18 protein-coding genes, 1 tRNA gene and 1 pseudogene are annotated in these 21458 nt (G+C 33.3%); 15 read left to right on the forward strand and 5 right to left on the reverse strand.

From position 1 onward, the window contains the following. Nucleotides 1–19: 19 nt before the first annotated feature. Genes tsaB through thiL form a run of 3 tightly spaced genes read right to left on the reverse strand, consistent with a single transcriptional unit; the run spans nt 20 to nt 2080 of the window. Nucleotides 20–676 (reverse strand): tRNA (adenosine(37)-N6)-threonylcarbamoyltransferase complex dimerization subunit type 1 TsaB, encoded by a 657-nt coding sequence (gene tsaB, locus LE179_RS03765; protein ID WP_374129039.1) that lies wholly within the window; start codon nt 674–676, stop codon nt 20–22. After that, complete coding sequence (gene tsaE / locus LE179_RS03770; RefSeq protein ID WP_374129040.1) at nt 673–1137, reverse strand: tRNA (adenosine(37)-N6)-threonylcarbamoyltransferase complex ATPase subunit type 1 TsaE; 465 nt, start codon at nt 1135–1137, stop codon at nt 673–675. The genes tsaB and tsaE overlap by 4 nt, the downstream gene beginning before the upstream one ends. After that, nucleotides 1091–2080: a thiamine-phosphate kinase gene (gene thiL / locus LE179_RS03775; protein ID WP_374129041.1), complete on the reverse strand. Its 990-nt coding sequence runs from the start codon at nt 2078–2080 to the stop codon at nt 1091–1093. The genes tsaE and thiL overlap by 47 nt, the downstream gene beginning before the upstream one ends. A gap of 41 nt (nt 2081–2121) precedes the next feature. Here thiL and LE179_RS03780 point away from each other — a divergent pair, with 41 nt between their 5' ends. From LE179_RS03780 to LE179_RS03835, 12 genes and pseudogenes are all read left to right on the forward strand, one after another. After that, entirely contained in the window at nt 2122–3933 is a 1812-nt protein-coding gene (locus LE179_RS03780; RefSeq protein ID WP_374129042.1) for a ComEC/Rec2 family competence protein, read from the forward strand. Nucleotides 3934–4107: 174 nt separating this feature from the next. Further along, nucleotides 4108–5337 (forward strand): histidinol dehydrogenase, encoded by a 1230-nt coding sequence (hisD, locus tag LE179_RS03785; RefSeq protein WP_374129043.1) that lies wholly within the window; start codon nt 4108–4110, stop codon nt 5335–5337. Between the two features lie 36 nt (nt 5338–5373). Further along, a complete protein-coding gene (gene hisB / locus LE179_RS03790; protein ID WP_374129044.1) occupies nt 5374–5961 on the forward strand; it encodes an imidazoleglycerol-phosphate dehydratase HisB in 588 nt (195 codons plus the stop codon). Between the two features lie 108 nt (nt 5962–6069). Further along, on the forward strand, nt 6070–6705 hold the full coding sequence (gene hisH / locus LE179_RS03795; protein ID WP_374129045.1) for an imidazole glycerol phosphate synthase subunit HisH: 636 nt from the start codon (nt 6070–6072) through the stop codon (nt 6703–6705). Further along, nucleotides 6702–7424: a 1-(5-phosphoribosyl)-5-[(5-phosphoribosylamino)methylideneamino]imidazole-4-carboxamide isomerase gene (gene hisA, locus LE179_RS03800; protein WP_374129046.1), complete on the forward strand. Its 723-nt coding sequence runs from the start codon at nt 6702–6704 to the stop codon at nt 7422–7424. The genes hisH and hisA overlap by 4 nt, the downstream gene beginning before the upstream one ends. Nucleotides 7425–7478: 54 nt before the next feature. Next, nucleotides 7479–8246, forward strand: coding sequence for an imidazole glycerol phosphate synthase subunit HisF (hisF, locus tag LE179_RS03805; RefSeq protein ID WP_374129047.1), 768 nt, complete (start codon nt 7479–7481; stop codon nt 8244–8246). Nucleotides 8247–8337: 91 nt separating this feature from the next. Then, a pseudogene (hisI, locus tag LE179_RS03810) lies at nt 8338–8736 on the forward strand (phosphoribosyl-AMP cyclohydrolase); the annotation flags it as partial. Between the two features lie 767 nt (nt 8737–9503). Then, nucleotides 9504–9926, forward strand: coding sequence for a hypothetical protein (locus LE179_RS03815; protein ID WP_374129048.1), 423 nt, complete (start codon nt 9504–9506; stop codon nt 9924–9926). 876 nt (nt 9927–10802) lie between these two features. Then, nucleotides 10803–11765: an SIS domain-containing protein gene (locus LE179_RS03820; protein WP_374129049.1), complete on the forward strand. Its 963-nt coding sequence runs from the start codon at nt 10803–10805 to the stop codon at nt 11763–11765. An 86-nt stretch (nt 11766–11851) separates the two neighbouring features. Further along, the gene (accD, locus tag LE179_RS03825) at nt 11852–12658 is read left to right on the forward strand and encodes an acetyl-CoA carboxylase, carboxyltransferase subunit beta (protein WP_374129050.1); all 807 of its coding nucleotides are present in this window, start codon (nt 11852–11854) and stop codon (nt 12656–12658) included. Next, nucleotides 12658–13920, forward strand: coding sequence for a folylpolyglutamate synthase/dihydrofolate synthase family protein (locus LE179_RS03830; RefSeq protein WP_374129051.1), 1263 nt, complete (start codon nt 12658–12660; stop codon nt 13918–13920). Before accD ends, LE179_RS03830 begins: the two co-directional genes overlap by 1 nt. A gap of 1161 nt (nt 13921–15081) precedes the next feature. Continuing rightward, nucleotides 15082–15231, forward strand: a complete 150-nt coding sequence (locus tag LE179_RS03835; protein ID WP_374129052.1) for a hypothetical protein — start codon at nt 15082–15084, stop codon at nt 15229–15231. A gap of 55 nt (nt 15232–15286) precedes the next feature. Here the strand turns inward: LE179_RS03835 and LE179_RS03840 are convergent, their stop codons facing one another. Then, nucleotides 15287–16048, reverse strand: coding sequence for a TrmH family RNA methyltransferase (locus tag LE179_RS03840; RefSeq protein WP_374129053.1), 762 nt, complete (start codon nt 16046–16048; stop codon nt 15287–15289). Nucleotides 16049–16478: 430 nt separating this feature from the next. Between LE179_RS03840 and LE179_RS03845 the strand changes: the two genes are divergently transcribed. From LE179_RS03845 to recN, 3 genes are all read left to right on the forward strand, one after another. Beyond that, on the forward strand, nt 16479–18263 hold the full coding sequence (locus LE179_RS03845) for an ABC transporter ATP-binding protein (protein WP_374129054.1): 1785 nt from the start codon (nt 16479–16481) through the stop codon (nt 18261–18263). Between the two features lie 370 nt (nt 18264–18633). Next, entirely contained in the window at nt 18634–19455 is an 822-nt protein-coding gene (locus tag LE179_RS03850; protein ID WP_374129055.1) for an NAD(+)/NADH kinase, read from the forward strand. Further along, nucleotides 19455–21131 carry a DNA repair protein RecN gene (gene recN / locus LE179_RS03855; protein WP_374129056.1) on the forward strand — a complete coding sequence of 559 codons (1677 nt, stop codon included), beginning with the start codon at nt 19455–19457 and terminating at the stop codon, nt 21129–21131. The genes LE179_RS03850 and recN overlap by 1 nt, the downstream gene beginning before the upstream one ends. Before the next feature lie 253 nt (nt 21132–21384). Here recN and LE179_RS03860 read toward each other — a convergent pair. Then, nucleotides 21385–21455 (reverse strand) — tRNA-Gln (locus LE179_RS03860). Between the last annotated feature and the right edge of the window lie 3 nt (nt 21456–21458).

Raw genomic sequence — 21458 nt, forward strand, 5'->3', positions numbered from 1 at the left:
ATTTGACAATATACTAATTTTATTTCTTGTCGGTTTCTTCCGCCCATGAGCGGCGGATATACAGTGGTTTAATTTTTGTATAGTCCGTACTTTCCAAAGAGCGGTAAGCCATTGCCGCTAATACCTGCGCTTTAGGCATATGCATAATATAAGGTAGAGAAACACTGTATTTGCCGAGTCCTTTGCAAAGTTTTTCTCTATAAGATATCGCGGCGTTTCCTATCACCAAGATTTTATTTTTATACTTTTTTAAATCTTTAACAAACAAGTCTATATTTTTAATAATAATTTTCTCGCCGTCCTTAACGTAAACTTCACATCTTAAAGCATCTATTGCAGAAATTGTTTTCACTCCTTTTATTTCAACAAAAGATTTTTCCAGAATTGACAGGCTGTCAACAGCAGCAACAGGCTTGTTTAATATTTGCGCAAATGTTTTTACCGCAGTCATGCCGACTCTTATCCCCGTGAAACTTCCGGGTCCTGTCGATACTGCAAATTTATCTATATTTTGAAAAGTATTTCCTGTATCTTTCAACAATCTCTCTACTGACGGAACAATCATCTCAGAATGTATGTAACCACAGTCATAATAAAACGATGCGGCGGATCTGCCGTCTTCATTTAAAGCTACGCTAAATGTTTTCCCCGAGGTTTCTACAGCTAAAATTTTCATTTTTTCTTCTCTATTTTTACCTCTCTGTTTGATCCCGTACTTTCAATCTCAACATTCCAGTAATTGTCATTTTCAGCTCCTACCAGTCTGTCCGCCCATTCAATAAGCGAAATATTCCCGCTGAAAAGATACTCTTCTATCCCTATATTCCAAACGCTTGACGGGTCTAGTCTGTATAAATCTATGTGAAAAAGTTTCAAACCATTTGCATCATATTCATTTACGAGCGTAAAACTCGAACTTCTTGCAAAACCTTTATTGCCAAACGCTTTTACAACGCCTTGTACAAAAGTCGTTTTTCCGCTTCCTAAATCGCCTTTCAGGAAAACAATATCGCCACTTTTTAATAAGGCGGCGAATTTTTTGCCCAGATTACTTGTCTGTTTGGGTGTTTTAGTAATAAAAAATTTTTTTTTAGAAGTGTTTATATCCAGAATACTCAACTTTCTGTTCTTTGTCATTATAAAAATATTTTACCTTTTTTGACGAATTTATTTTGCCTATGTAGGAAATTTGCGGAACTAACTTTTTTAAAAGCTTTGCTTTTGAAACGGGTACGGTAAAAATAAGCTCATAATCTTCTGCGCCAAACAATGCAAAATCCAGCTGTTTTTTGTATTCTGTGAAAACTCTCTTCAAGTTTGATGAAATTGGAATCTTATCTATATAGATATTTGCGCCTTTGCCGGAATCTTTTGTAAGCAAGCCGACAGAAACATACAGTCCGTCGGAAGCATCCGTTAAAGAAGTTAAATATTCTGATATTTTCCACGCTTCCTTAAGTCTTGCTTTTGGATTATTTTGTTTTGAAATCAAAAAACGCTCATACTTATTATATTTGCGCTCTATGCCGTACTTGTATAAAAGTGTAATTCCTGCTCCGGCATTGCCAAAAGTGTTTGTTACCCCAATCAAATCGCCAACACCTGCGCCCATTCTCTTAACTACCTTTTCTTTCCCTATGCCGACAATCGTAATAGAAATTATAATTTTATCAGCCTTTACGATATTGCCACCTGCTATTATCATTTTGTATTTATCGCAGGTTTTTTTAAAGCCTCTATATAAACTTTTAATAAATATTTCCGATGTTTTCGGCGGAAGTCCCAGACCTATAAACGCATATTTAGGTTTCACATCCCCCATTGCGGCTATATCACTTACGTTTACTTCAATGGATTTTCTGCCAATTTCCTGTGGGGTTGCCCAATTTCTTTTAAAGTGGATATCTTCTATCAGCATATCTTTTGTTATACAGACATTGTTTTTACCTGATTTAAAACAAAAGCTATCGTCGCCTATGCCTGCAACGATATTTTTATTGTCTTTCACGTTTGCGAACTGATTTTTTATCATATCTATCAGTCCAAACTCGCCGATTGATGAAATATTTATGCTTTTCATTATTGGTGATTATACCAATTTTGATATAATAAAAACCATTCATGAATTCCATAATAATAACATTGTGCAAAAGACCAGTCATAACAATTTTTATTATTTACGCTTTTACCCTAATTTTGCTAGATGCTTTTGGATACTTTTCCTATGAGAAGCAAAGTCGTCTTTATAAGTTAACTGATAATAATACCGCCGTTTCGGTTGAAGGCAGAGTTCTCGATGTACCGCAATGCGTAAAAAACGGCAAAAGATTTATATTAAAAACCAGCGCTGTAAACGGTAACGCAGTAAGTGAAAAAATCATCGTAAACTCTCCCTTTGGGTATTCCGTATCTTATGGTGACGTAATAAATATTGAAGGGAAACTAAAAAAACCTTTCTCATCTGCTTTCCCTCTTGTTTTTGATTATCAGAAATACCTTGCAAGAAACGAAATATACGCTGTTTTAGACATATTTTCTTTTGAATATATAGAATCAAAACCAAACATTGTCAAAAAGCTTGCTTTTGCATTTAGACAGGATATAATCCAAAAAATTGACACCTATTTTAAAAGACCTTATTCCGATATTTTAAAATCGTTAATTATCAGCGACAAAAGCACGCTTACACAAGACACCAAAAATAGTTTTTCAGATTCAGGGATAATGCATATTTTGGTTGTAAGCGGACTCCACGTAGGTTTTATAAGCATAATTGTTCTTTTCATTTTAAAATTGACGGGATTGCCTTTAAAAAAAGCTTCGCTGTTAAGTATTCCCTTTATATTTTTCTATTGTCTTGCAACTGGTGCAAATCCTCCAGCATTGAGATCAGCAATAATGTTTTCCTGTATAATATTTTCTTTGTCACTAGACAGAGAACCTTTGATATACAATTCTCTTGCTTTATCTGCGTTGATTATACTCATACTCCAACCGCAACAGCTGTTTACAGCATCTTTTCAGATGTCTTATGGTGCGACAATAGGAATTGTCCGTTTTTATAGAGATATTTTCGGATTGTTCCAAAACGTAAAAGGTAAAATACTACGTTTTTTCTGCGGAGTATTATCAGTTACAACTTCAGCCCAACTGGTTTTAATACCAGTTTGCGCATATTACTTTGGCAAAATTTCAATAATATCTTTTGTCACAAACATAATAGTTGCACCGTTCACAGGAATTATTCTTTATCTCGGGATTATTTTTTATGTTTTAACTTTTATATTTCAATATGCTGCAGTACTGTGTTCAGTCATTCTTTCGCTGATTCTTAATTTTATCTTGTCATCAGCAACATTTTTAGGAAATCTTAAATTTGCCGTAGTATTGACGGCAAAACCTACAGTTACACAGCTTCTGCTATTTTTTCTCTTTCTGTTTTGTATAACATGCTTCAAAACCAAGAAAAGATTTATTTTCTCAGGAATTATTTTAGCATTAAGTCCTCTGTATTTTATTTTCCCGGCAATATGCGAAAAAAACAAAATATTTTTCAATATATATCAAGGAAATAACATAATCACTTTACATGTAAAAAACAATTCTACAAATGCGTTTTTTCTTCGCAACAAGAGTAAATATTATGACAGGTATTATATTGATTCGTTTAAACAGTTTATGGCTTTTTCGGGAATAAAAAAAGCTGATATAACGGGTGTCGGCTTTGATAAAGAAAAAATATCTTTCGACCTAGCAGATTTCAATATCAACGTGACTGAAAGCACAGGAACAGGAATTCTTGATTTTCATTTTAATAATAATTTAGTGTATATTGATAGTTCTGCCGAAAAACTTTACATTGATAAAACTGAATTTAGTTTTAAAGACAGACCCTCTTTTTATTACGATAAAAAGAAGAAAGTATTCAAATAAACGGGGGAGGGGAATAATTGTGTTTAACTGCCCCCGCGATAACGGAGACATCTTTATATAGATTTCTACTATATGTATGCACATTTTGAATAGAGTATTTACTTACGAAATTTTAACTGAATTGTTAAACTTCATTCATTGTCAAAATCCTTTGATTTTTATATTATATATATAATGAATACCAAGCAGATTAGTACCTACGTTTCAGATATAATTGAAGATATCAAAAATAACGGTGATAAAGCCGTTTTTAAATATATCAAGAAGTTTGATAATGCAGATTTGTCTAAAAAAGGGTATAAGGTTTCACAAAAAGTAATAGCTGATGCCGCTAAACGTGTTCCGAAGTCACTAAAAAACGTAATAAAATCTTCTTATTTAAATATTTTGTCATATCATAAGTACGAATATTCTCAAATTAAAAAGAGATGGAATTATGTTAAAAACGGTTTAAAAGTCGGACAGTTTTACACGTCCATAGAATCTGCTGGTGTTTATGTTCCCGGAGGGCGTTTTCCTTATCCATCGACTGTCATTATGACTGCAATTCCTGCCGTTGCGGCAGGAGTAAAAAGGATAGTTATGGTTACTCCGCCGAAGAATATGAATGATGTTGTTTTATTTACTGCAAAATTGTGCGGAATAAAAGAAATATATTGTATTGGCGGTATAGCAGCGGTGGCGGCCCTTGCCTATGGAACAAAAACAGTAAAGAAAGTTGACATGATTGTAGGTCCTGGAAATGTTTATGTAGACGAAGCCAAAAGGCAGGTTTTTGGGTATGTCGGCATAGATGCACTTGCTGGACCGACTGAGGTGGCAATAATTGCGGATAAAGATGTTCCTGTGGGTTATGTTTTTGCTGATATAATGGCACAAGCAGAACATGATCCTGGTGCGAAAATTTATCTTTTATGTGAATCGGCAAAAAAAATATCTGAAATTAAAAAGTTGCTCCCTGAAGAAGTCCTTAAACAGTTAAAAACAGAATTTTGCTCTTTAAATAAGGCTGTTGACATAGCAAATAATATAGCGCCTGAGCATTTGGAACTTTTGGTAAAAAATTATCAAGTTTTGTTAAAAAGCATTAAAAATGCAGGAGCTATTTTTGCAGGTTATCAGACGCCTACCGCTTCAGGTGACTATTGGGCTGGACCATCGCATGTTTTGCCTACAAACGGTTCTGCAAAATTTTCAAGCGGACTTTCAGTAATGACATTTTTAAAAAGATCCACATATATCGAGATGAATAAAAATAACAAAATGGCATACAAAATTATTGCTGATTTCGCCCAGGCTGAAAGTATGCAGTATCACAAAAAATCTGCAGAAGTAAGATACCTCAACTCCGATCCTCTTAACCAAATGAAGAGGGAAAACACAGAACGTAGAAAAAGAAGATAATGAAATAAGTGAAAATTTCTTTTAGGATATTGTAAAATGAAGCAAAGAAAAGCAAAAACTGCAAGAAAAACGAAAGAGACCGATATCATTGTTGAAATTAATCTTGACAATCCTTCGGTACCGTCAGTGTCAACTACAATAGGTTTTTTAGACCATATGCTTGAGCTCTTTGCAGTTCATTCAGGAATGGGCTTTAAAATCAAAGCTTCCGGCGATACGCATATAGATGATCATCATTTGGTTGAAGACGCAGGAATAACCATAGGACAAGCCTTAAAAGAAGCCATCGGCGATAAAAAAGGTATTGTAAGATATGGGCATTTTCTTTTACCTATGGATGAAACTTTAAGTTATGTGGCTTTGGATCTGTCAGGCAGATCTTATTTAAGTTATGAAGCCGATATAAAATTTCAAAAAAATGGGTTTAACTATGACTTAATACGAGAGTTTTTCTACGCCCTTGCAAGCAATGCAGAAATTACGTTGCATATTAAAATGATAAAAGGAAGAAATAACCACCATATAGCAGAATCCATTTTCAAGGCTTTTGGGCGTGCTTTGGGACAGGCAGTATCATATTCCGGAAGTAAAAAAACCATTCCTTCAACAAAGGGTGTTCTATAATCTGTTTTATCTTCTGTATTTATTTCCTTTAACTGGCGAAAAAAAGAAAAACAAAATCAAAGAAATGAACAAAACAGGTTAAAAAAGGAGATTGACATATTAAAAGAAATGACAAAAAAAATTGCAGTTATAGATTATGGATTTGGCAATATTAAAAGCGTGCTAAACGCTTTGCATTACTGTAATGCAGAGGCGTATGTTATTGATTCTCCGTCAAAAATTTCGAGTTTTGGCGGCGCAATACTTCCAGGTGTTGGAGCGTTTGGACCCGCGGCGGATTTTTTAAAATCAAAAGGGTTTGACAAAGCGATAAGCAACTATGTAAGTTCCGGAAAAATGCTTTATGGAATATGTCTTGGATTCCAGCTTTTTTTTACTAAAGGTTATGAGAACGGAGAGTATGAGGGTTTAAATCTTATACCAGGCGAAGTAAGAAAATTTGAGCTTGAAGATAAAACTTTAAAATTCCCTCATATGGGATGGAACAATATAGAAATTATAGACAGCGTGTATCCCAAAAAAATGTTTGAATCAATAAATAATAAAGAAACTTTTTATTTTGTTCACTCATACTACGGAATGCCTAAAGATTTATCACAGTCCTCAAGTTTTTGTAATTATGGCATAAAGTTTTGTTCTTCTATAGCGTATAAAAATATTTGGGGCAGCCAGTTTCACCCCGAAAAAAGTGGGGAAAAAGGATTGAGAATTTTAAGTAATTTTATAAACGAGGCAAATAAATGATTATAATACCGGCGGTTGATATAAGACAGGGAAACTCGGTAAGATTAAAACAGGGTAAAATTGATGCCGAGACAATTTATTCGAAAGATCCTGTTTTTATTGCAAAACTTTGGAAATCTAAAGGTGCAAAACGTTTACATGTTGTTGATTTGGACGGCGCTTTCAGCGGAATAAATACAAATAAAGAGATTATCAAAAATATATGCGCGGCGGTTGATATTCCCGTTGAGGTCGGCGGTGGAATAAGAAATATGGAGAAAATAAAAGAAGTTTTTGATTTAGGCGCAACATATGTAATTTTAGGCACAGTGGCGTTTCATGATCCTGAAATTGTAAAAAAAGCGATAAACAAGTACGGTCCTCAAAAAATCATTATCGCTGTTGATGCAAAAGACGGAAAAATTGCGATAAGCGGTTGGAAAGATATAACTTCTGTTGAAGTTTTGGAACTTGTAAACGGACTTAAAGAAATAGGTGTTCAGGAAATTTTATATACCGATATATCAAGAGATGGAATGTTTACAGGTCCGGACTTTATAGGACTTAAAAAACTGTTTGAAAGCGATATGAGGATAATCGCTTCAGGTGGCGTAAAGACTATTGACGATTTAATTAGACTTAAAAAATATGAAAAAGACGGCGTTTTTGCCGCTATAGTTGGAAGTGCATTATATACCGACGATTTTAAACTTGAAGATGCAATAAAAAAGGTAGAATAATATGTTTTACAAAACAATTAAGAGCCAAAATGATGATGAATGTAAAGGAATAAAATGTTAGGAATAAGAGTAATACCATGTTTGGATGTTACAAATGGACGTGTCGTTAAAGGGACAAATTTTGTCAATTTAAAAGATGCAGGTGACCCAGTTGAAGTTGCAAAACAGTACAATTCAGATGGTGCAGATGAAATAGTATTTTTAGACATTACTGCAACTCACGAAGGTCGTAATACTACGGTTGATTTGGTGAGAAGAACTGCAGAAAAAGTTTTCATTCCTCTCACTGTAGGAGGTGGAATAAGAACTCTTGAAGATATAAGAAATCTTTTAAATGCAGGAGCTGATAAAGTTTCACTGAATTCTTCTGCTGTTAAAAATCCATCTATTATAAAGGAAGCAAGCGATAAATTCGGAATACAATGTATAGTTGTTGCAATAGATGCAAAAAAAACAAGGGAAAATAAGTGGAATGTATTTGTGCATGGAGGCAGGATTGATACCGGACTCGATGCTATTCTTTGGGCTAAAAAAGCTGTTGAATTTGGTGCCGGTGAAATTTTACTGACAAGTATGGATAAAGATGGTACAAAAGATGGTTATGACTTAGAACTTTTAAAAGCAATTTCAAGTTCTGTGGGAATACCAGTAATTGCATCTGGTGGTGCTGGAAAAGTCGAACATTTTTCCAAAGCCTATGAGTACGGCGCTTCAGCAGTGCTTGTTGCCTCTTTATTTCATTACAAAGAGTTGACGATAAAAGAAGTCAAAGAACATTTAATGTCCCAAAATATACCGGTGAGACAAATACACAGTGCTTAAGTCTGCCGTAAAGATGAAAGATATTTTGCAAAAAGCAAACTTTTATAGCAAGCTAAAATTAAACGAAATATATTAATAAGAAAAAAATAGGGAGCAGTGTGTGGAAAAGATTATTGAAAACTTAAAATTTGATGACAAAGGTCTTATTCCCGCCGTAGTTCAAGACTGGAAAGATAATGTAGTTTTAATGGTGGCTTACATGAATAAAGAATCTGTCAAAAGAACCTTTGAAACAAAAAAAGCTACTTTTTGGAGTCGTTCAAGACAATCTTTTTGGGTCAAAGGCGAAAGTTCTGGAAATATTCAAGAAGTGAAGGAATTTTATTATGACTGCGATGCCGATTGTATCCTTTTGAAAGTAAATCAAATCGGCGGTGCTGCATGTCACACCGGACACAGAAGTTGTTTTTTTACAAGGGTTACATCTAATAGAGATACAGAGATCATAGGCGAAGAACTATTTGATCCTGATAAAGTTTATAAAAAATAATTGAAATTTAGGATATTGAATTATTATCTTTCAGTGTTTTATATAAAATCAATAGGTTCCGAAGGAATTTGATTCAAATTTAAATGCTTTCTAGTCAAACCAAAGTCTTGACAGACAAGCTGTCCAAATGGAACAAAAAGTCTTTTAAAACATAAATTCTATTGCAAAATTACGCATTACTTGAAAAATCACTTTATAATCAAAAAAGCGCGGTAATCTAATAACTCACTGAGACAGAATGAACTGGAAAGATACAAACTTGTACATCGGAAATAGAATAATGGAAAGTAAATAATCAAAAATGTCTCTAGACTGCGCGACCTTTAAGATTACTATACTAAAAGTCGCGTTGATAAGGGGAAAGACTTTTGATAATATTCTATTTCATTCAAAATGGGAGATAGAATAATAAAAAGCAAAATTTATACAACTATACAACAGCGCTAGTCGAGAATGTAAGACTTGGTGGATTAAAAGATTTTTATGTAAATATCAAAGATTATTCAAATACACATGCCAAAGATGAATTATTATTAAAAACAGCATAAGCGAAACTATCTCTAAAAAATCTTTAGAGAGAATTACAAAACTATCAAATACAGAACGACTTGCAATTTTAAGAAATGAGTTTGTAAAGTTATTAAAGTTATCTATGATAGATATTAATGATAAATATATTAAATTAGCAAATAAAAAAATAGGATTTCATTTATATTCGAGCAAATTCAGTGCAATATAAAAAATAGAGCAGAGAATAATCTGAGATTATGACAATATTCGAAAAAGGAAATTATCAATCTGTTTCAGCTGAATTTAGATCACTCGGAATGTGTGCGTTGGAAGAGTTATCAAATTTTCAAAATAAATTTAAAATTTATGATACGGATACAACTATAAATACAATCAGAGATGCTATAATAGCAAACTATCTTGGTTTTGATTTGCTGAATACTGATAAGCATGGTTTTGATGCAAAAAAAAGAAATGAAAGTAAATTTCTAGAGGTTAAACAGTGTTCAATATCAAGTCATTCATGGGACGGGACATGGAACGATACAAATGAAGAAAAAGCACTGGCATTTTCTGATAAAAGACTTTTTACTGTTGTAGGTGTCTGGAAGGGAGCAAATGATTTACAGTTTATGGTTTACGGACAATATCATAAGTTGGGTCACGATTTATATAAGTGATGACTAACAGGAAAAGAGGCAGTTGTTCGACACAATCTATTTCCATACAAAAACTAAAAAATAAAAGAGTTTTATTATGATAATTGTGAGGAAAATCGCATTTAAAAGTAAATCAAATAGATGCTTTCGTACGACAATTATTTTTTTATAAGATTATGTCACTAATGAGGATGAGATATTGATGAGATACTAATTAAAAAAAGATTCTCAGCTTCATTGTAAAATGTGATACATTCAGGAAAATAACAAAGTCGGAAGTTAAAATATGCGGACTTACAAACTATAATGATGCTCTGGACGCAGCAAATTTAGTCGCTGATTTTTTTAATTTCGTCTCATTAAAGACTATACCAACAAAGTATCTGAAAAATTTATATCAGGCACAGTTTCTAGACTTCTTCCTTTTGTTACTTCCATAGCTGTTTTTTTCTGACGAATAGGAAGAACCTGTATCTAAAATAATAAAAGTCGGTATAAAAAATGTTTAGTTTAACAGAAATGAAGTACCTGAATTTTGTAAATTTATCAGCGATACGCGAAGTGTAAAAATATTTAAATTTTTTAAACTCGACAGTGAAGATGGCATTTTAAAACTGGCGACTTATACCGACAGTATCGATTATTTTGTTTTAGGCACGACTCATTCAGATGCAGGGATTGTAAAACTTAATTGCGTCCTTCCTTCGAAAACAAAGGAATTAAAAGTACCGTTCTTTATATCCGACAACATCTCTACAGAAAATATCAGAAATTTTCTGGGAGAATCTATTCCGTATGGATTTGACGCAGATTCGTCTATAGAAATATCCCTAAAAAGAAAAGATTATAATAAAAATGAGTCATTTATTAAAGATGTTCACAGTGTAGAGATTAAAAATGAAAAGATTTAAAATTGCAAAAGAAATTCTTGAGGTGGAAGCTCAAGCGGTAAAAGACCAAATAAAACATTTAGATTCAAATTTTCATAAAGCCGCTTCTTTGATGAAAAATTGCAAGGGTCGCATCGTTATTATGGGACTCGGCAAGTCCGGTCTGATAGGTAGAAAAATTTCTGCAACTATGTCTTCCGTAGGCATACCATCCGCATTTTTACATTTAACTGACGGACTGCACGGCGATATAGGTATGCTTGTAAAAGATGATATCGTAATAATGCTTTCTTATTCAGGTGAAACGGAAGAAATAAAAAAACTTCTCCTTGTTTTAAAGAAAATGAAAATCGAAGTCATAGCAATGACTGGCAAAATTAAAGCTCAAGTGTGGCAAAGCGTTAAGTGCGTCATTGACTGTAGCATTGAGAAGGAAGCTTGTCCGTATAATCTTGCACCTACTTCATCAACCACTGCAATGCTTGCAATGGGCGACGCTCTAGCCCTCACCGTTTCAAATATGAGAGATTTTAAGAGAGAAAATCTGGCAATACTCCATCCTTTGGGAGCAATAGGCAAAAAACTTACTATGCAAGTGAATGATATTATGAGAAAAGAAGAGCAAAACCCTGTTATAAAGCAAACGTCAACCGTTAAAGATGCTCTTATTGTTATGACAAGCACGAAAGTCGGGGCAGTAAGTATTGTTGATGACAAGGGTAGAATTATAGGCTTTTTTACAGATGGAGATCTACGTAGACATCTCCAAAATGACGAGAAAATACTAAAAAAAAGTATAGTGTCCATTATGACAAAGCACCCTAAAACCGTGACGCCTGAAATGATGGCTATAAAAGCAGCGACAATCTTAAAAAAATACAATATAGATAATATTCCCGTTGTAGACAAAGATAAAAAACTTCTGGGTATTTTGGACCAGGGGGATTTATTGGCTGAGGGAATTTCTTAATGATATTAGAGAGTGAAGTTTTCTACGGAATAAATTAAGGGTAAAGTTTTAAAAAAAGGCAAAGGTTGGTTGGAGGAAAAACAAAAATGAAAATGACAATTAATAATACGTCTGAAAAAAAAGGACTCCCTGCAGGTATTTGGACAAAATGCAAAAAATGTGATCAGATTCTTTTGCAAAAAGATTTTGAAGAGAATCTTATGGTATGCCCTAAGTGTGGATATTACACAAGACTCAGCGCGCGAAAAAGAATTGAGTTTATCGTAGATAAAGGAAGCTTCAAAGAAATGGACGCAAGTATTAAACCTGTTAATTTTCTGGACTTTCCCGGATATTCCGATAAGATAAAAAAATCTGAAATAAACGACGCTGTCGTCACAGGTGAGGCAAAAATTAACGGATATAGTGTTGTGATGGCAGTTATGGACTTTGGATTTATGGGCGGCAGCATGGGATCTGTAGTAGGCGAGAAAATAGTAAGAGTGATAGAAAAAGCTTTGAAAAAAAAATATCACGTAATCATTATTTCCGCTTCAGGCGGAGCAAGAATGCAAGAAGGAACAATATCCCTTATGCAAATGGGCAAAACGAGCGCTGCCCTTGCAAAACTTGCTGATGACGGACTTGCCTTTATCTCAATTTTAACAGATCCTACAACTGGTGGCGTTGCCGCAAGCTACGCAATGCTCGGCGATATAAATATTGCAGAACCAAAAGCTTTAATAGGTTTCGCTGGACCTAGAGTCATTGAGCAAACTATAAGGCAGCAGCTTTCAGAAGGATTTCAGCTTTCCGAATTTCTGGAGAAACACGGTATGGTTGATATTGTTGTAGAAAGAAAAGATATGAGAGATGTTCTGACTAAAGTGTTAAAGTTTTTTTATAGTAAATAATGTTTTTTGAAACACTAAAAGAATATGAAGGAATGGCTCCAGGTCTTTCAAGGATAAAAAAATTCCTTAAAAGCATAGATAATCCTCAAAATAATTTAAGAATAATTCATATAGCAGGTACTAACGGAAAAGGGTCAACAGCAGTCTTTATATCCGAAATTTTAAAGGCAGGTGGATATAGAACGGCTTTGTACACTTCTCCACATTTAATTAATATTACAGAAAGAATTAAAATCAACGGAAAGAATATATCTATAAAAATTTTTGATGATTTATCAAAAAAATACCTGAAAAGAGCTGTAAAATATAAACTTTCATATTTCGAATATTTGACTGTATTAGCTTTTATATATTTTGCAGAGCAGAAAGCTGATGTCGCTGTAATTGAAACAGGGCTTGGCGGGCGTTTTGATGCAACAAATATCATAGAAAAACCTTTAATTTGTATCATAACATCAATTGCAAAAGAACATCAGGAAATACTGGGAACTTCTATTGAAAAAATAGCTTTTGAAAAAGCCGGAATAATAAAAAATGGCGCTTATGTTGTCTGCGGAAAACTGCCTGAAAAAGCAGTAATTGTAGTAAAAAATAAATCAAATCCGTACTTATATGGAAAGGATTTCAAAGCTGTAAATAATAAAGGTGATAGAGATATACAGGAATTTAGCTATATAAGTAGAAACACAGAAATGCAAAATCTCGAAATACGGCTTTTAGGCAAACATCAAGTTATAAATGCTTCAACTGCTCTTTTTGCTGTAGAACTCTTAAATAAAAGAGGATACTATTTAAGCGAAACGCATATAAGGACAGGCTTAAAAAATGCTGTTTGGCAAGGACGATTTACCATAAAAAAAATTAGTAATAAGAATAAAAATTTTAAACTGATTATAGATGGCGCCCACAATATTCAGGGGTTGGACGTATTTTTTGAAACATTCGCACAACTCAATTTTTCAAAAAAAAAGAGGATTTTTATTTTTGCCGTTATGAAAGAAAAAAAGTATAAATGTATGGTAAAAAAAATAGTTCCTTTTGCAAAAAAAATAATATTACCACAGATAAGCAATAACAGGGCTTTACATCCCAAAGTTTTAAAGCGTGAATTTTCAAAGTATATTGATCAAGGCAGAATTTGTACGGTCGATTCTGTAAAAAGCGCTTGCGATATGATAGATAATAATGAAACAGCGGCAGTAATAGGTTCTCTTTATCTTGCAGGAGAAGTTTTAAAATATATAGATGAAATAATAGGATAAAATTTTGAACATAGACGTGGAACACGTATAAAAGTAGCTGTTATTATTTCTAGAGGCTTAGTAGAGACAGTCACATTTATTGATACCGGCATAAGTGCAAAACCATTGAATATCGTAAATCAATAGTTGCAATAGCTTCCAAACTTAAAAATTATTCCAAAATAAAAACATAAGCATAGGAGTATGAAAGAGCTTGCAAGCACAGCTCGGTTATCAGAAATTAAGTGGCATTCATTACCCTCAGACTATTGCATAGAGTTGAGGAACTTACGTATTTCCTTACTATAACTATATTAGCTGGCGAACACAAGAGTTATGCCTTTACTTTTAATAGGTATCATTATAATGTGAAAGTGGAATTTGTTAAAGAGAATAAGCAGTATTTTGTTATTGCCGAACGTGGTTTGAAAGAAAAATCAAAGGTGTTACAAGTGTTGACATTGTTAAAACATACGCTGCGTGATTTCATCTTTCAATTGAGCAAATAATTATTGGAAGAAAGCTCATATTGAGACTTTTCAGGAGTCAGGTTCAGTGGAATACTCTTCGGACGTTTTGATTGGTTTACATTTTGATGTTACCTACTCATAGATAGAATGTGAAGTAACAAATGAAGATATTGAAGAAGTCAATGAAGAGCAAAGAGAGATATCACGCTTATAACCTTAAAGAATAGACTCCACACAGTTGAGAGTAGAGTTAACTTTGAATATTGTCCTGCATACGATTAAACCTCAGGATAATACTCGGTAAAACGTTGTCAGATAAAGAGAACGTCTCTATTGTGCCAAACGATGAATTGTTAGACTTAGTGAAAGTGAAAGGATTTGACGATAAGGGCAAAAAACTTTTATGTGGCCAAAAGCTATACTTTATAGAGTAATGGAGAGAGCGAGGAAAAAACTATCACCTAAAATTCGAAAAATTAGCAAAAGAATATCTGGCTAGCATTGGCGTAACTAGTAGAAAAAAGTAATAGATCTTTACATAAAAAGTAAACCACACGATGACCGGTGCAAAGGATGTGAATCGCTTATTGAATAAACCTTTTTTGTTCCTAACTCATTTTTTCGAAAAAATAGAAGGTGATTATAAAATTAAAGTAGAGGAGCTTGCAAGGGAAAAATTTAGCAGTATTCCCTATTTAAAGATTGGACAGAAATGAATTTATATCTTGAGGATGTGGAAAAAGTGGTATCGCAGAAAATACCAAATTATAAAAAAGTTGAATTGGTATCTATGCCGAATAAGCATGGCTTAAAGAATGTTGCTACTTTTTCAATGTCTGATAGTAAATTTTATTTATTCTAATGGTAAGAGAAAAAAGTAATGGTTGATTTAAAAATAAGGTTTACTAATGACACATTTATGTTATTTGTTTTTTCGCTGCCTCATACATAATTAAAGACGCCGCAACGGCAGCATTCAAAGATTCGGCGTTGCCTAGCATATATATTTTAACAAGAATATCTGCTAAGGTTTCTGTGCTGCTTTTAAGACCATTGGCTTCATTGCCTATTATGAAAGCGCTTTTATTTGGGAATTTAATATCGTTTAAATACTTTTTCCCTTTCAACGATGCGGCAAATACGGAAATTTTTTCTTTTTTCATTAAATTCAGCGTATTTTCAATATCGATATTATCTATTATAGGTAGATGAAATATTGAACCCGTTGCCGCTCTTACGGTTTTGTCAGAATATATATCGGCACTTCCCTCTGACACAAACACGGCTTTTACGCCGAATGCGTCTGCGGAACGTATAATTGTTCCGAGATTGCCCGGATCCTGAATGTTTTCCAAAATTATGAACAGTCCGGAATTTTTGGTAACCTCTTCAATACTATAGTGTTTTTTCTCAACTATAGCCATTATTCCCTGCGGAGATTGTGTCGCTGACAATTTTTTGAAAAGTCGATTGGAAAGCGTTATAACGTTTTTAAAACCTCTGACGTCGTTTTTATATTTTTCGGATATAAAAACTTGCCTTATAACCCGGTTTTTTGGAATTTCATCAACCTGTTTTTTACCCTCAACAAAGAAAACTCCATTTTTATCGCGTAATTTCTTATTTTGTAAACTGAGGGCATCTTTGAAAATTTGATTTTGAATGCTTTTAATTATCATATACTCATTTAAAATTGTGATAGATTCGGCGGTTAAGAATTAAATATAAATTGTTGAAAGGCAAAAAGATGAATTAAATATTTATCAAATAACATTATATATTTTTTGTGTGCATAGTAAAATAATTTATATTGGTTAGATTATATCCGCATGATTGTAATAAAGTATTTTAATATTATTTCTATTATTTGTCTCTCTTTCTCATTTTACTTTAGCTTTTTCGCATATATGTTTTAATCTATTTACCTTAACAAGTACTTTCTTTCGTTCTCCTATTTTTATCTTTTTTTTGATAAAATTCTTTTAATTTATTAAAGATCTTTCTTTTATTTTCTTAGTTGTACATGATCATTGAGCTTGGATGTTGGAGAGGGTCGAAAAACAGCATTTAAAAAGTATGATTTAAATATGTAAATTAAGGATAAACAAAATGAATATTTTCTCAAGAATAAAAAAACAAATCGCTGGTAATGTAAACACCGGCATTTTTATAAAAGTAAAGCGTCTATGGGTTAACTATATTTTGCCGCAATGGAAACTTTTTGTGGTTTCGGTGGTTTTTATGGTGATATTTGGAATTTTGGAAACTGCATCTGTCAAACTGCTTGAGCCTATCTTTAATGAAGTGTTTATAGATAAAAATAAAGAAGTTCTCAAATGGGTTGCCATTCAGATTATAGTTCTTTACGCCGCAAAAGGTATTGCTTTTTATGTGCAGGCTGTAGCTATGTCAAGACTTGGCGTAAATTTTGTAAGGAGAATGCAAGGCGATTTATATGATAAAGTTGTCGTGCAAGATTTAGAATTTTTCCATAAGAATAATTCGAGCAGTGTTTTAATGTATTTTATGGGTGATTTAAATATGATAAGAGATGCCGTATTAAACGGCGTTACGACTCTTGTCAAGGATTCCTGTTCAGTAGTTTTTTTAGTTGTTCTTATGTTTTGGAAATGTTTTGATATGGCTCTGGTTACGTTTTTGCTTTTCCCGATGGCATTTTATCCGATAGTGTACTTTGGGAAAAAAATGAAGAAGTTTTTTTCCAAACAACAATTATCTTTCGGAAATCTGCACGCAATTCTAACGCAGTCGTTTCAAGGTATTAAAATTGTCAAGTCTTACAATATGGAGAAAGTCGAATCTCAAAGAGTAAAAGATAGTGCTGATGTGATATCAAACATTCATGTGAAAATGGCAATAAATAATAATATATTAAGTCCTTTGATGGAATTTTTTGGGAGTATCGCTTTAGCAGGAACTCTTTTGTATGGTGGATATAGAATAATGCAGGGGTCTCTTACTACCGGTTCTTTTATGGTATTTTTGTTTGCTGTGGTTACAGTATATAAACCTATGAAATCTTTGGCGGGTTTAAATATGCGCATTCAGATGGGCATAATTGCTATTGGTCGTATTTTTACCGTAATGGATCAAAATCCTGCGATAGTTGATAAAACAGATGCAAAAGTATTCAAAGCAACGCGAGGAATTATAAAAGTTGATAATGTCAAATTCGGTTATGTTCCGGGTGTCGAAGTTCTGCACAGCATAAACTTGGAAGTAAGAGAGGGAGAAAAAGTCGCAATAGTCGGAGCCGTCGGTTCTGGAAAATCTACTTTAATAAATTTGATACTCAGGTTTTATGACGTTCGGGAGGGAAGCATAAAAATTGACGGTGAGGATGTAAGAGATGTCACTATGAAATCTTTGAGGGACAATATAGCTTTTGTTCCGCAGGAGGTAGTGCTTTTTGATGATACCATTAAGAAGAATATTTTGGTAGGTAGACCTGATGCAACTGATGAAGAAGTCATAGAGGCGTCAAAAAGTGCCGCCGCTCATGGTTTTATTATAAATCAAGACTGTAAGTATGACACACTTGTCGGTGAAAGAGGCAGTAATTTGTCCGGTGGACAAAAACAAATGATATCTATTGCGAGAGCTATGTTAAAGAATGCTCCGATAATTTTGCTTGACGAAGCTACAAGCTCACTGGATTCCAAATCTGAAAAAATGGTTCAGAATGGTCTTGAGAGACTGATAAAAGGTAGAACTTCAATAACTATAGCACATCGCTTATCTACTGTAGTCAATTCTGACAGAATATATGTATTCGACTCCGGTAGTATTGTAGAATCTGGGACACATAAAAAACTTCTGGCATTAAATGGCTTTTACACAAATATTTATAGGCTTCAATTTATGCATAACTGATTCCTCGCCATCTTTTAAAAAGGTATGTCGATTATTCTATTTTTTAATTCTTACTAAAAAAATAAATCCAATATTTTACTAATGTTTTACGTTTTTTTGCTGTTTTTCTTCTATTAAATTTTTATTAAATCTAATTAATGTGCTGTTGCACTTTTAATTTTTCATTAAAAAAGAATAATGAGCGTATTGTTACTGAAAAGGAGTTAAAGTGTGATCATGATAATGTGGAAAAAAAATAAAAGTCGTTAAAATTCTGCGGATTAAATACTCGTGATTTGGTGTCGTTTCATATTGTTAATTCGTTGTCTGTCTTTTAAAAATACTGTTTTTTTATATATAATAACAAACTGCAATGAATTAGGAAAAAACTATGGAATACACTACTGGAATTATTTACAATAAATCAAAAACGAATGCGAAGAAGCTTGCATTTGAAATCGCATCGTGGCTTAAGCAAAATAGATGTAGGGTATTTGTGAGCGACTCCATGTCGATAAAACCTAAAAAGGTTGATTTTGTTTTATCATTAGGTGGCGATGGCACAATGCTTAAAGTGATAAGGATATTCTCACCGTTGTCGGTTCCGATAAAAGGCATAAACATGGGGTCACTTGGTTTTTTGACGGATACCAACACAAGTGAGATATTTGTGCTTTTAAAAAATATTTTATCTTTGGGTTTTAGAATCGAAAAAAGAGTTTTACTCTCTGCTGAATTTGAGTATAAAAACAAAAAAATAAAGGCGATAGCAACAAACGATTGGGTGGTGCGCTCTTTGTCAGGCGGAAAGCTTATTACGGTTGACGTCAATATAGATGAAAATTTTACAGCAGAATACAAATGCGATGGAATGATTATTGCAACACCTACGGGTTCAACCGCTTATTCCCTTGCGGCTTATGGACCTATAGTTTACCCTAATCTTCCTGTTTTTATTCTTACTCCTATTTCTCCGCACATGCTGACGCAAAGACCTATGATATTGTCTGATAAGAGCAGTATTTCATTTGTTACAAAAAACAAAGACAGCAATGGAAAAATTATGATATCAATAGACGGTCAAGAAAATTATACTCTTCCAAATGGGACAAAAGTAAAATTTTCTCTCTATAAAAAACCGCTTAAGCTTATAAAGAACTGCAGTAAATCTTATTTTGAAACTCTAAAGACAAAGTTGCACTGGAGCATTTAATGCTGCTTGCACTTTCCGTAAAAAACTACGCTTTAATTGAAGATTTGACCATTGATTTCACCAGCGGTTTTACTGTTATTACTGGTGAGACTGGATCTGGAAAATCTATTTTAATAAAATCCATTGAACTACTTGCCGGTGCGAGAGCGGACTTGTCGTGTATACGTTCAGGTTGTTCTGTATGCACTATAACCGCTTCTTTTGAGTATAAAAATTCTAAGATTGCCGACTTTTTGGATAACTTTTCAATTTCTGTAGAGGATAATAATACTATTTTAATACGCAGAACAATTGAAAATACGGGGAGAAGCAGGGCTTTTATAAATGACTCGCAGATAAACATATCGGTACTTGCGACTCTTGGAGAACTGCTCATAGATTTTCAGGCACAATATGAGAAACATTCACTTTTGAGTTTAAATTCGCAGCTTGAAATTTTAGATAACGGAATCGAGAATATTAGTCCGTTACTTGAAGAATCGTCAGCTTTATATACTCGCATAAAAATTTTAAAATCAAAACTTGAAACTCTAAGTTTATCAGATGTTGAAAGAGAAAGAAAGGTTGATTTATATTCTTTTCAGGTTAAGGAAATTGAAGACGCAGAACTTAAAATTGGGGAAGATGAAAAACTTGAAACGGATATTCCAAAATTAAAAAATGCAGAAAAAATTTCCGCTTTGTTACAAGAAATTATTTCAATATTATATTCTTCTGAAAATGCAATCTTGGGTAGTATTTTGAAAACAAAGAAAAACATCGAAATTGTAAATTCTTACGGCGCAGATGCTTCTGAGGCTGTGTCTTTAATAGAGCAGGCATATTACCATGCTGAAGAAGCATATAGAGAAATTGAAGGCATTCTGTCTAAAATAAGACTAAATCCGGCAGAATTAAATGCTTTTCTTGAGAGAAGGGAAATTATAAAAAAACTTAAAAGTAAGTACGGAGACAGTATTAAATCCATCATCGAATATAAAAATAAAATTGTCAGCGAGTTAAATTCTTTCAGCGATTGTAAAGACGAGTCCGAAAAGCTCAAAAAAGAACTTGAATCAGAGACAAAACGTTTGTCTGAGATATGTAGAATTATAAGCGGTAAAAGGCAAAAAGCTGCACAAATATTTGCAAAATCTGTGCGGGAAAAGCTTTTTGATTTAGAAATAAAAAATGTCGTATTTGAAGTGAAATTTGACAGAAAAGAACTGTCTGCAAATGGTTATGACTCTATAGAATTTATGTTTTGCGCAAATGCAGGCGAGAAAATTCTTCCTTTAAAGAATACAGCTTCAGGCGGCGAACTCTCAAGAGTGCTTCTTGCCATAGAGTTATCGTCAAAAATAAGAAATGACTGTACAGCTATATTTGATGAAATTGACACCGGGACAAGCGGGAAAACAGGCGAGAAAATAGGGGAAAAACTTGCCGAGCTTGCGAAAAGGAAACAGGTATTTTCTATAACGCACCTGGCACAAGTTGTTGCATTTGCGAAGATGCATGTAAAAATTTACAAAGAGATTGAAAATTCAAGAACTTATACAAAAGCGAAAATGCTCACGGAAACGGAACATATTGAAGAAATTGCAAGAATGATATCAGGCGAAAAGATAACAAAAGCGGCATTGAAACACGCAAGACACTTAGTAATTGCTTCAAGAGACAAAATTTTACCGTAAAAATATTCATTACTTTTTTAATATGTAAAAGATTGTATAGCAAATTCTGTTTAGTGCAATTTCAGGATTGTTATTTTAATATTTTATCTTTTACTAATTTTAACGCAGTTTGTGATTTTTCAATCGCGATCATGCATAGAAATTGGTCAAGAATATGCGATTGTTATCCAATTCTTGCATTGTAATATTATGGATATTGTACAACACAGCCATATTTTTTCTATTCAGAAAAATAGTGGAAATGCTGTTTAAACTCCGGGACTAGGATTCGAACCTAGACAAAGGGATCCAAAATCCCTTGTGCTACCATTACACAATCCCGGAACT

The sequence above is a fragment of the Candidatus Endomicrobiellum agilis genome, from assembly GCF_020328115.1.
Taxonomy (GTDB): domain Bacteria; phylum Elusimicrobiota; class Endomicrobiia; order Endomicrobiales; family Endomicrobiaceae; genus Endomicrobiellum; species Endomicrobiellum agilis.